General features: G+C 43.0%; 9 protein-coding genes. 3 read left to right on the top strand and 6 right to left on the bottom strand.

From position 1 onward, the window contains the following. Window positions 1–17 precede the first annotated feature (17 nt). A complete protein-coding gene (locus R1T43_RS07340) occupies window positions 18–791 on the bottom strand; it encodes a class II aldolase/adducin family protein (protein ID WP_317355729.1) in 774 nt (257 codons plus the stop codon). Between the two features lie 143 nt (window positions 792–934). Between R1T43_RS07340 and R1T43_RS07335 the strand changes: the two genes are divergently transcribed. The 3 genes from R1T43_RS07335 (at window position 935) to R1T43_RS07325 (ending at window position 4,638) form a co-directional block, all read left to right on the top strand. After that, complete coding sequence (locus R1T43_RS07335; RefSeq protein WP_317354491.1) at window positions 935–1,840, top strand: LysR family transcriptional regulator; 906 nt, start codon at window positions 935–937, stop codon at window positions 1,838–1,840. 114 nt (window positions 1,841–1,954) lie between these two features. Then, window positions 1,955–2,755: a UDP-2,3-diacylglucosamine diphosphatase gene (locus tag R1T43_RS07330; protein ID WP_211070579.1), complete on the top strand. Its 801-nt coding sequence runs from the start codon at window positions 1,955–1,957 to the stop codon at window positions 2,753–2,755. Window positions 2,756–2,883: 128 nt separating this feature from the next. Beyond that, on the top strand, window positions 2,884–4,638 hold the full coding sequence (locus R1T43_RS07325) for a GNAT family N-acyltransferase (protein WP_211070578.1): 1,755 nt from the start codon (window positions 2,884–2,886) through the stop codon (window positions 4,636–4,638). Window positions 4,639–4,654: 16 nt separating this feature from the next. Here R1T43_RS07325 and R1T43_RS07320 read toward each other — a convergent pair whose 3' ends face one another. The 5 genes from R1T43_RS07320 to clpX all read right to left on the bottom strand — a co-directional run bounded on the left by R1T43_RS07320 (window position 4,655) and on the right by clpX (window position 12,746). Further along, window positions 4,655–5,248, bottom strand: coding sequence for a M20/M25/M40 family metallo-hydrolase (locus R1T43_RS07320; protein WP_317355726.1), 594 nt, complete (start codon window positions 5,246–5,248; stop codon window positions 4,655–4,657). 683 nt (window positions 5,249–5,931) lie between these two features. Next, window positions 5,932–7,824, bottom strand: a complete 1,893-nt coding sequence (locus R1T43_RS07315; RefSeq protein WP_317354486.1) for a SurA N-terminal domain-containing protein — start codon at window positions 7,822–7,824, stop codon at window positions 5,932–5,934. Window positions 7,825–8,109: 285 nt separating this feature from the next. Next, a complete protein-coding gene (gene hupB, locus R1T43_RS07310) occupies window positions 8,110–8,382 on the bottom strand; it encodes a nucleoid-associated protein HU-beta (protein WP_012518978.1) in 273 nt (90 codons plus the stop codon). Between the two features lie 303 nt (window positions 8,383–8,685). Then, window positions 8,686–11,040, bottom strand: coding sequence for an endopeptidase La (gene lon / locus R1T43_RS07305; protein WP_317354460.1), 2,355 nt, complete (start codon window positions 11,038–11,040; stop codon window positions 8,686–8,688). Between the two features lie 428 nt (window positions 11,041–11,468). Next, on the bottom strand, window positions 11,469–12,746 hold the full coding sequence (gene clpX, locus R1T43_RS07300; protein WP_057790625.1) for an ATP-dependent protease ATP-binding subunit ClpX: 1,278 nt from the start codon (window positions 12,744–12,746) through the stop codon (window positions 11,469–11,471). Window positions 12,747–12,823 lie beyond the last annotated feature (77 nt).

Below are 12,823 nucleotides of genomic sequence, written 5' to 3'. Positions count from 1 at the left end.
GTTTTAAAAACGCTAGGTTAATCCTTAAAGCTCATATCTTGTGACTCAATCACTTGGTATAGCGGCTGATAGTTGCCCCACGTGACTAACTCGTTGCCATTTGCTTTGCGCGTCTTTACTGCCGTGTCATGATCAATTAGTTTGGGTTCGCCAGCCGCTTGCGCAAGTAACTGACTATGACAACAACTATCCATCATAATAAAGTTAGCAGTAGCAGCGTCTACCGAAGACCCTACGGTTAATAAACCATGATTCTGTAGTATCACACCAATACCCTCACCTAATGCTTGAGCAATTAAGTCGCCTTCTTCACGTTCGGCCACTACGCCAGTGAAGGTATTAAATAACCCATGATTTTCAAAAAACACACAAGCATCTTGTGAAATAGGTAGCAGTTTTTCCCCTAAAGACGCAAACGCTCGCCCATAAGTGGTATGTGCATGGGCAACAGCGTTAATATCGTCTCTAGCTGCATGAATGCGAGAATGAATAGCAAATGCGGCCAAGTTAATAACGGCTTTACCTTCCACAATGTTGCCGTGGTGATCTACCCTAACTAAGTCCGATGCTTTAATTTTAGAAAAATGCACGGCCAATGGGTTAACCCAAAATGTTTCAGGGTCGATACAATCCCGCAAAGTAATATGCCCCGCAAGGCCTTCATCAAATCCATGTATAGCGAACGCGCGAAATGCCGAGGCTAGACGCTGTTTTTCATACGCTTGTTGTGCACTTTTGTTATCAAACGATGGCGGCATAGGGATAGCAAATTTATCACTTCCCAATGTCATCTTCTGCGCTTGCTCTTTTAATGAATCACTCGAGGTGGATCTTAACGTTTCACTCACAAATACATCCTTCCATTAACATTCAAGCCAGTGTAACCTCGATAAAAATAAATAAAAATGATACTTTTTTATGGAATTTCATAAATATGATGCATGGAAAAATAGACCTTAATTTGTTTTTTGTACTTAAAGCTGTGTATGAAGAAGAGAGTATTACTGCGGCTGCCAAAGCATTGCATTTAACGCAACCGGCCGTGAGTCATGCAATGTCACGTTTACGAGAAAAATTTGATGATGAGCTATTCGTGCGCCATAGCCGGCGAATGGTGCCAACCCCGTTGTGCCAATCTATCATTCAACCGGTAAAAGAAGCTCTCTCTCACTTAGAGTCTACGCTGTCAGATCCTATCGACTTTGATATCAGCCGCTATAAAAGAGAAATAAGGTTAGGGTTAAGAGACATTCTTGAGTCGACCTTTCTACCCACACTTATTCCCGAGCTTTTGCAAAATGCAGCAAATATTACCGTAACTAGCAGGCGGGTTACCCGCCCTGAACTTGAAACCGCCCTTGCCAATAAAGAACTGGATATTGTTATCGATGCGTTGGTGCCTACAGGCCCTGATATTCGGTCAACACTGGTATGCGACGAGCATTTCGTGCTTATCTGTTCGAAAGAACACCCCATTTTAAAAGATAAAACACTAGCCAATTATGTAGCAGCATCCCACGTTCTGGTTACCTTGAAAGACTCTCGATTAGATACGGTAGACTTAGCGCTTGCGAAACAAAACGCCACGCGACAATTTGCGCTACAGTGCGAACATTACTTCGCTGCGGCAAGCGTAGTCAGTAAATCAGATTTATTACTTACCGTACCAAGTCGTTATGCACTGCAGATTACTAGCAGCCTGCCAGTTGCCGTTACCACACTGCCCTTTGATGTACCACTTATGCCCATTCACATGTATTGGCACAAGCAAGCTGATGAGGATTTAGTGAATAAATGGATGCGAGAGAAGTTACTGGCATTAGCCGATGAGCTTCTATAAGAACCAGAGTCTGTAGAAAAGCTAGCTGTAACACTATCGTCAAACAAGCGTCACTATTTTGTCAATTAACCTCCATATAGTGGCGTTCCAAGGCAATCGCTTTGGGACCTTGCTATGAAAAAAACACATTACCGCACACTTTGGCTTTCTGACATTCATCTTGGCAATCGTGATTGCAAAGCTGAATACCTACTTTCATTTTTAAACAGCGTTACTGTCGATACCCTATATTTGGTTGGCGACATTGTCGATATGTGGCAAATGACAAAACAATTTCGTTGGCCGCAAGCGCACAATCAAGTTATGCATAAGCTAATGGCGATGAGCCAAGATGGCACTCGCGTTGTTTATCTCCCAGGTAATCATGACGAACCCATTCAGTCATATTCAGGCATGGCATTTGGTGATATCGAAATTGAACGTCAACTTGTGCATACCACTGCCCAAGGCAAACGCTACCTCGTGTTACATGGCGATCAATTTGATGGCGATGTCACCATGGGTAAATTCCATGCGTGGATTGGTGATAAAGGTTACGACCTACTGCTGTTTTTAAATCGCGAGTTCAATCGTTTTCGTAGTTGGCGTAAACGTGAGTACTGGTCACTTGCAGGTTACATTAAAAAGCACATCAAAGGCGCAAATGAAGCAATTGCTCGCTACCGAGAGGCTTGTTGTTCTCGTGCCGCAGAAATGGGGCTTGATGGCGTAATTTGTGGTCATATTCATCACCCTGAAAGCACAATGGAAAATGGCATCCACTACATTAACGACGGTGATTGGATGGAAAACTGTACTGCGTTGGGTGAAGACGAAAATGGAAACCTATCCCTGATTTACTCCCTTGAGACCATGAACAACGCAGATAACGTTACCCCATTGAAAGTGAAAAATTCACCATCAAAAGCAGCATAAGCATACCACTTAAACCCGCGTTTCATAATTCACGGAACGCGGGTCTCTGCATTGTCAGATAACTGACATCTAACTGTGTGAAAAACGTCACATTCCCCTGCTATTGTTCGCAAAAACCGAGAAAGACTATGTTTACAGTTGATGAAGTACTAAATAAACACTATCCCCAAGTGGCTAACAACCCCTTGTTGTTTAGGTCTTTATCGTTTGTGCTGCGCCACCTTTTGCATGAACGAGAAATAATAGAGTTCGGCGAAACCTACCCCCACTACGAAGATATCGACTTTGTTGAGCAAGTGCTCGAATACTTCAATATTAGCTACTCTACCCGTGACGTAGAGAAAGAGCGTATTCCATCACAAGGACGAGTGGTGATTATTGCCAATCACCCTATCGGCTCGCTAGACGCCCTTGCGTTAATTAAGCTGGTGAGTGAAGTTCGTCACGATTTAAAAGTCGTGGCGAACCAAATGCTCATGGCCATTGAGCCTTTGCACGATATGTTACTGCCAGTAAACAACATGCAAGGCGGTACGCCGAAACAGCATTTAAGCGCTATACAAGAACACTTGCGATCAGACGGCGCCATTTTAATCTTTCCCGCTGGGGAAGTTTCACGACTACGACCTCAAGGTGTAAGAGATACGCTTTGGCATTCCGGTTTTTTGCGCATCGCCCGACAAGCCAAATCCCCTATTCTTCCGGTTTATATTGATGCCAAAAATAGCCCGCTGTTTTATGGGGTGTCTATGGTATACAAACCCTTAGCCACTGCGCTGCTAGTAAAAGAAATGTTTAAGCAACGCAAGAAACACCTTCCTATGCGAATAGGCGAGCTTATTCCCTTTGAGTCTTACCAACAAACCAGCATAGCGCTTAAAGATCAGGTGAAACTATTTAAACGCCACTTATATCGAATTGGCAGCAACAAGAAAGGTATTTTCGACACCCAAGCCCCAGTGGCCATGCCGGAAGACAGAAAAGAGCTTTCCCGTGCAATGAAGCAATGTGAACACTTAGGCCACACCAGTGATGGTCAGTCGATATATTTATACCAACATAAAAATTGCTCACCAATTATGCGTGAAATTGGTCGCTTGAGAGAAATTGCATTTCGGGCAGTGGGCGAAGGCACGAACAAACGCCGTGATATAGACCAATACGATACTCATTATTATCATTTGATTTTGTGGGATGAGAGTAATTTAGAAATCGTAGGCGCTTATCGATTTGGAGATGCAGAAATACTTAGTCAACAAGACCACCCTACGGGGTTATATTCAGCCACCTTGTTCGATTATGGCACAGGCAAGACTAATACCGATGCTAGTGCTAATGCCACCATGTTTGGTGCAGGGTTAGAACTGGGCAGAAGCTTTGTACAACCCTGCTATTGGGGTAAACGTAGCCTAGATTATTTATGGGTAGGCATTGGCGCGTTTTTAAATCGTTACCCGAAATACCGATATATGTTTGGGGCCGTGTCGTTAAGTAACGCTTATCCTCAGCCAGCTAAAGATTTGATCGTACAGTTTTACTCAATTTACTTTCCGGCTAAATTTGGCCAAGCTAAATCGAAACGCCCTTATCAAATGTCGCAAGATGCCTTGTATACCTTTACAGGTAAAGACTACAAATCTGAGTTTACCCAGTTAAAGCATCTACTCGCTAATATGGGAGTGAATGTACCTACTTTATACAAGCAATACAGTGAACTCTCGAAAACGGGTGGAGTGGCCTTCCTCGATTTCAATGTAGATCCTGATTTTAACGACTGCATAGATGGCTTGGTAGTGGTCGATTTAGAAGCGCTAACGCCAAAGAAAAAGGAACGTTATTTAGGAGCAACTCAATTAAAGCCTGAATTGAAGAAGTCGGCGTAAATTTACAGGCGTAAATTTATAGGCTTAGCAGAATATCGGTGAAGATATCTTCTAACGTTACTATATCCGATAAATGCACATGCTCGTTAACTTGATGAATAGTAGCATTTGGCACACCCAGTTCTACCACTTGGGTTGTGTCTGATGCGAAAAACCGTCCGTCTGCTTTACCGCAAAATGCCCCGCCAGATGTACTGACTACGGGATAACGGCCAGTGGCTTGCACAATGGCTTTTTCTGCAATAGTAATTAAGCAGCGCTTTTGCGTATTGGTTCTACTCATATAGGATTCACAAGGTCTAGACCAGCTTACCGACGCACCACCATCTACCTCGCCAATAATACTTGCTAGCAACTTAACTAGGCTGTCGCGGTTAAATTGCCATGCATAGCGCACATTAAATTCAATACGTGTACTTACCAGCACTAAATTATCAGTAAAAGCGCCCGTATCAACGTGAGTGACTTGCAGGGATGTACCTGGAAAGTCTAGGCTACCTTGTTCAAATTCATAAGAGGATAACGCCTGTATAATTCTGCTTGCTTTGTGAATAGCGTTATCGCAGGTATGTGGGTAGGCTACGTGCCCCTGTTTACCCGATACGACAATAGAGCCTGATCAGGAACCTCTACGTCCTACCTTTATGGTATCGCCAGTAGTGTGCGTAGCAGTAGGGTCGCCCACTAAGCACATATCGAGGGTAATTTGTTACTAGCGCATTAATGACTATTACAGGTATCAATGCTCCCGAAAATTAAAATAACCCGCAGGCTAAACTGTATTCCCTTTCTAGACTGTACTCATATATAGTTAGAGTTATGGTTTATCGTTAAACTTATAATCATGCAGTGGGATTGACTTACTACTGAAAGCTACTGCACTACACATAATGTGATGCCCCTTTACCGATACAACGCGAGGTCGAGTTTTGCTTAAGATTATTGTACTGATACCACTTATCTTGTCGTTATTGTGGTTTGGCTACTTAAGGGTGAATAGCTATTCTCTAGCGCAAGGTAAACAAGGTTTTACTTACATACTGGTTTTATCGAGTGTTATCGCTGCGTTTTATGCGCTTATGCTTTTTCTCACCCATTAATACTTTTACTTATTAAAGACAAGCGCCCACAAAAAAGCCAGTGTTGAACAAGCGATATGGTTATCGCTTCGCCAACACTGGCTTTTTTTTGTGTATTTTTCGCTTACCTTTAAGGTTAGAACTAAAACATAATAGTTTTACGTTTCAGCCCGCTTATATTCTCGCCAGCCCCTAAACAGTAAGCTCAATAATACTAAAGGCTTTCAGACACCGTCACATCGGCATCAGCACGTAATGCTTCAATAAACTGTTGGTAAACACGTTGACCTTGCATCTGTGCTAAACGAGGTTTCAGACTTTCTGACATCTCAGCACTTAGCGTAGGCGCGCTGTTTACTTTAACGAGTTCAACAATAGCAACATTGCCATTCACAGTTGCAATTACATCTACCCGCTTTTCGGCTTCGCTAGATAAGGTAAACAGCTTATCAACGATACTGCGGTTTAACGTACTACCACTTCGCGCTACAGCTTCGGCACTTTCCCAGCTTAGTGATTTTTCTGCCAATACAGCGTCTACACTTTCACCTTGTTTCAGCGAATCGACAACATCGGAGGCCCAACTTTCTGCCGCTTCTTGCGCCTTCTGTGCTTTAACGGTTGATACAATACCTTCACGCACCTCATCTAGCGTTTGAGTACGCTGTGGCAAATGTTCTACAACACGCACTACAACTACCGTTTCATCATCTAACTCGATAATGTCACTGTTAACGCCTTCATCAATAAGTTCAGAAGAAAACGCGACTTCCGTCAGTGCTGGCGAGCTCATATCTACTGGCGCAGAGTTACGGCTAAACAAGCCAGTTTCTTGCACAGGTAAATCAACTGCGTTAGCTACATCTTCTAGTGTATCTGGCACTTCGAATGCAATTTCAGCCATGGTGTTTTGCAACTCAAAGAATTCTTCTAATGCTTTATCCGTTAGCAGTGTCTCGCGGATTTCTGCTTCTACTTCTTCAAATGGCTGAACTTGTGCTTCTTTAAGTTCAGTCAGTTTAATGATGTGAAAGCCGAACTCAGTCTCAACAACGTCGGTATAGTCACCCACATTGGCTAAACTAAATACCGCTTCATCAAACGCCTCGTCCATCATTCCAGGCGTAATGAAATCTAGATCACCACCATTTTCAGCAGAAAAGGTGTCATCTGAACTACTTTCAGCTAACTCCGCAAAATCGGCACCGTCGTTCAGTTGGTCTAACAACGCTTGAGTTTTCGCTTTCGCTGCTTCAGCGTCATCGCCAGCTTCAATAAGAATATGTGACACACGACGCTCTTCTTCTTTGCCATAACCGCTTAGGTTATTGTCATAGTAAGTGCGAACGGCGTCGTCATCTACGCTTACGCGGCTTTTAACGTCTTCTACTGTGAGTGTTACATAGGCAAGCTTAATTTGCTCTTCGGTATCAAATGCAGTGATGTTAGCGTTGTAATATTCAGCAATATCATCTTCTGTTACTTCCACCGACTCGGCGAATGAAGCAGAATCAATCATCACATATTTAGCGTCACGAGTTTGAAGTTGCAATGCATTTGCACGTTCAGCTTCACCAGGTAACGCAAACTCAGAATTTGTTAACGCAGCAGCCAATTGATTTTGTGTCATTTGAATTCGTAAGTAGTCACGGAAGTCAGCAACCTGAAAACCGTTTTGACGCAAGATAGTTTGGAAACGGTCGTTGTCAAATTGACCACCGAACTGAAACTCTGGCATTTGTACGATAGTTTCACGAATTTGCGCATCGCTAACGCGTAAGCCCATTTCCTGTGCTTGTTGCTGAATTAGTTTTTCAGCAATAAGTCTATCTAGTACGTTACGACGAAAGTCACTTAAATACTGTTCGCTCGAAAACAACTGGGCAATGCTTTCGCCAAATTGTGATTCCATTTGTGCCCGTTGGTTCTGATAACCGCGTTCTAATTCCTGAGCAGAAATTTCTTCGCCATTAACTGTTGCTACTGCCGTAGTACCTGAAGACGTCAGGTAGCTTCCTACACCAGCAAACACGAAACTCAATACGATTAGGGCAATAATTGCCATTGCCCATGGGCCTTGAGAACCTTCTCTGATTCTTTCTAGCATGATTGTTCTTCAACTCCGTTGCTTACTACACTTGCCCTTTAGCGTTGGAAAATGCCTACGCTAACGTCATGGCAAAAAATAAGCGGTGATTATAACCTAATACCTGTGAAGATAAACGGCTTAACAAAAACTAATCCTTCTATTGTTCAATAAAACCGCAGCGTGGTGCGCAATGCACTGTCGCGCTATAGGTGAGATAAAGAAAATAGTGGGAAATGATAAATTCGGCGTTACAAATAAAAAAGGCGATGGCATACGCCATCGCCTTTTTCTTGCAAGTTTTGCTTAGTTACAAGCGTCTTTCAGAGCTTTACCAGCTTTGAAAGAAGGAACTTTCGCCGCTGAAATCTGAATAGTCTCACCAGTTTGTGGATTACGACCACTACGAGCAGAGCGCTCACGTACTGAGAAAGTACCGAAACCGACTAGTGCCACTTGGTCACCGTCTTTAAGTGCTGCAGTTACTGAGTCAGTGAATGCATCTAGAGCGCGGCCGGCAGCTGCTTTTGAAATATCTGCGCCAGCAGCAATTTGGTCGATAAGTTGAGACTTGTTCACTATTATGATCCCCTTCGATTGTTATTATACTGTTTGTCCAAAACGATTTGATTGAACGTTATAGCAAGCTTGATTCTGAACATCAAGCATCTGTCACAATTAATTAACTTTTATTGAATCGCTGCAATCCCTTTTGTGGCAAGGCTTCAAGCGAATACAAATTAAAGGTAACACAACTCTTGCGACAAGAAAGCCCTATTTTGAAAAAAATAGGCGAATTGGCGAAGGTATGCACACTTTTTAATCAATTATTGCAAATTTAAGGCTGCAAGCCTTTAAAATTAGGACATGCAGCCAACCATTTTAGCTTTTCGTTGCAACCTCAAAAGACTCTACTGGCTCTTGAAGTGCAATATCAAGCACATCATCAATCCACTTTACAGGGTGAATTGATAAATCTTTTTTCACATTTTCTGGAATTTCTTCCAGATCACGTTCATTTTCTGCTGGAATAACCACCGTTTTAATTCCACCACGGTGTGCGGCCAGTAGCTTTTCTTTCAAACCACCAATGGCTAATACTTCACCACGTAGTGTGATTTCACCGGTCATGGCCACATCGCATTTAACAGGGTTACCTGTTAACGATGACACTAAAGCAGTACACATTGCGATACCCGCACTTGGGCCATCTTTTGGTGTAGCACCTTCAGGCACGTGCACGTGAATATCGCGTTTTTCATAAAAATCTTCGTTAATACGAAGCTTTTCAGCGCGACTGCGCACAACCGTCATTGCAGCTTTAATAGATTCCTGCATAACATCACCAAGCGAACCGGTTGATGTCATTTTGCCTTTACCCGGCACGGACGTGGTTTCGATAGTCAGTAAATCACCACCTACTTGTGTCCATGCTAACCCGGTAACTTGGCCAATTTGATTGTCTTTATCAGCTTTACCGTAATCGAAGCGTTGTACGCCTAAGTAATCCTTAAGATTATCTTGGGTCACTGACACTTTATCTTTACTCTTATTGAGCAGGATATCTTTTACGGCTTTACGACATACCTTAGAAATTTCACGCTCTAAACTACGTACACCTGCTTCACGGGTATAATACCGAATCATGCCGATAATGGCCGACTCGGTAATCTCAAGCTCTTTAGACTTAAGGCCGTTGCGTTCCATTTGCTTACTCAGCAAGTGACGCGTCGCTATGTTTAGTTTCTCATCTTCGGTATAACCAGAAAGACGAATAACTTCCATACGATCAAGTAAAGGGCCTGGAATATTCATGCTATTCGAGGTGGCCACAAACATCACGTCAGATAAGTCATAATCCACTTCTAAGTAGTGATCACTGAAGCTGTTGTTCTGCTCTGGATCAAGTACTTCTAATAACGCTGACGCTGGGTCACCGCGCATATCAGACGACATCTTATCGATTTCATCTAATAAGAAGAGTGGATTTTTCACCCCCACCTTTGCCATCTTTTGCACTAGCTTACCGGGCAATGAACCAATGTAGGTACGTCTGTGCCCACGAATCTCAGCTTCATCACGAACCCCACCAAGTGCCATGCGAACATACTTGCGTCCAGTCGCTTTTGCGACAGATTGGCCTAGAGAGGTTTTACCTACCCCCGGTGGTCCAACAAGACACAAGATAGGCCCTTTAAGTTTTTTCACCCGCTGTTGCACAGCAAGATACTCTAAAATACGTTCTTTAACTTTCTCTAAGCCGTAATGGTCTTCATTTAGAACGACTTCAGCGCGCGATAGGTCTTTTTTCACCGGTGAACGCTTGTTCCACGGCACATTAGTTAGCCACTCAATGTAGCTACGCAAAACCGTCGCCTCTGCCGACATAGGCGACATCATCTTGAGCTTTTGAAGTTCAGACTTCGCTTTATCTAAAGCCTCTTGCGGCATTTTGGCTTCTTCGATTTTTTTGGCTAACGCTTCAAATTCGTCCGGTGCATCATCAAGCTCGCCAAGTTCTTTTTGAATGGCTTTCATTTGCTCATTCAAATAGTACTCACGCTGGCTTTTCTCCATTTGCTTTTTAACACGGGTTCGAATTTTCTTCTCAACCTGTAGCAAATCGATTTCACCTTCCATCAAGGCCATTAAATACTCAAGGCGTTCATTCACCCCTTTCATTTCTAGCACTTTCTGTTTTTCGGTGAGTTTAAGTGGCATGTGCGCGGCCATGGTATCTGCTAAGCGTGCAGCATCTTCAATACCATTTAGCGACGTAAGTACCTCAGGCGGTATTTTTTTGTTTAGCTTAACGTAACCTTCAAACTGCGATACCGCAGAGCGAATAAGCACTTCTTGCTCGCTCTCATCGATAGCACCGTCTTCAATTTTATTTACCTTAGCAACAAAGAAAGGCTCTGATTGCTCATAACCTTCAACTTCACCACGCACACTTCCTTCTACTAACACTTTTACGGTGCCGTCAGGTAGTTTCAAAAGTTGAAGAATGGTAGCAATAGTACCAACGGTATAAATGTCATCGGCATCGGGTTCGTCCACACCGGCGTCTTTCTGGGCCACTAAGAAAATCTGTTTCTCGTTTTCCATTGCCGCTTCAAGACAACGAATTGATTTTTCTCGCCCGACGAATAAGGGTATGACCATATGCGGATAAACAACCACGTCCCTTAAGGCAAGCACAGGAATTTCAATGCGATTTTCTCGCTCAACTGTCATACGTGTTCTCTATTAGTTAGCATTGTCGATTGATATGGGGATGCTAGCGCAAAGTTCAAATAAAACATTCTTAATGTACGTAAATTCGCTGCTTTCCCTGCTTTTCTTTACCATTATCGATTTTAGACCGTATGGCAACAGTTTGTTGCCGAATCTATCAGAAAGGATAGGTTAAACGAGTTTGTTTGCTTAAATAACCAGCAAGTTGTTTTTTAAAAGGCAGAGAAAAGCTGGTTCACACTATATTGGAAAGCGTAAAATTTAAGCATCACGTTACACATTTGAGATAAAAACTCTGAATATTGAATTTGAAGTTGGGTTGGGGTGGGTTGTAAGGCGAGATTAGCACTACCTAATGCAGGCGCATTTTTTACGCCTCTAGAAAACAAAAAAGGCCCCGAAGGACCTTTTTTTGAAAGTAAACAGGCTTACTCAGAAGCCGCTTTCTTATCTGTATTGTCGTAAATTAAAATAGGTTTTGATTCGCCACGAATGACGGTTTCATCAATAACTACTTTACTTACGTCTACCGCAGACGGTAATTCGTACATGGTATCAAGCAAAACAGCTTCAACAATTGAACGAAGACCACGGGCACCGGTTTTACGATCCATCGCCTTTTTAGCGATAGCGTGCAATGCGTCGTCACGGAACTCAAGTTCCACATCTTCCATATCAAATAATGCTGAGTACTGCTTCGTAATCGCATTCTTAGGCTCTTTAAGAATTTGAATCAAGGCTTCTTCATTCAATTCTTCAAGGCTAGTTACCACAGGTAGACGACCGATAAATTCAGGAATTAACCCGTATTTGACCAAGTCTTGTGGTTCTACTTGCTTGAACAACTCGCTTATTTGCGCGGTGTTTTCAGATTTAGACTTAACAGCCGCACCGAATCCAATACCCGTGCCCTTTTGTGCACGTTGTTCAATAACCTTATCTAGGCCAGCGAACGCACCACCACAAATAAACAGAATCTTAGAGGTATCAACCTGCAAAAACTCTTGCTGTGGATGCTTACGGCCGCCTTGTGGAGGCACTGAAGCAACAGTACCTTCAATAAGCTTAAGCAATGCTTGCTGTACACCTTCACCCGATACATCACGAGTAATAGATGGGTTATCTGATTTACGCGAAATTTTATCAATTTCATCAATGTAGACAATACCGCGTTGGGCTTTTTCTACATCGTAATCACATTTTTGCAAAAGCTTTTGAATGATGTTTTCAACATCTTCACCCACATAACCGGCTTCGGTTAATGTCGTTGCATCTGCCATTGTGAACGGAACGTCAAGCAAACGAGCAAGGGTTTCTGCCAGTAATGTTTTACCACTACCCGTTGGCCCGATAAGTAGGATGTTACTCTTACCAAGCTCCACACCATCGTGCACATCACCGTTACGCAAACGTTTGTAATGGTTATACACCGCTACAGACAATACCTTTTTGGCGTGCTCTTGACCGATAACGTAGTCATCTAAGTGTGCATGGATTTCATTTGGCTTTGGTAAAGCATCCTGCTTTTGCTTAGGCGCGATTTCCTTGATTTCTTCGCGAATGATATCGTTACATAACTCAACACACTCGTCGCAAATAAATACCGACGGGCCTGCTATTAACTTTCTTACTTCGTGTTGGCTTTTGCCACAAAACGAGCAGTACAGTAACTTGTTATCACCGTCACCGCTTTGTTTATCACTCATTACTATTGCCTCTGCCTTGCCTGAACCGAAAACCAAATCGTGCCAAGCACTAGTTCAGGTCTACTATATATAACTAT

Source organism: Alteromonas sp. CI.11.F.A3 (genome assembly GCF_032925565.1).
Classification (GTDB): Bacteria; Pseudomonadota; Gammaproteobacteria; order Enterobacterales; family Alteromonadaceae; genus Alteromonas.
Note: the sequence above shows the minus strand (reverse complement) of the source record. Positions and strands in the feature narration are given on the sequence as shown.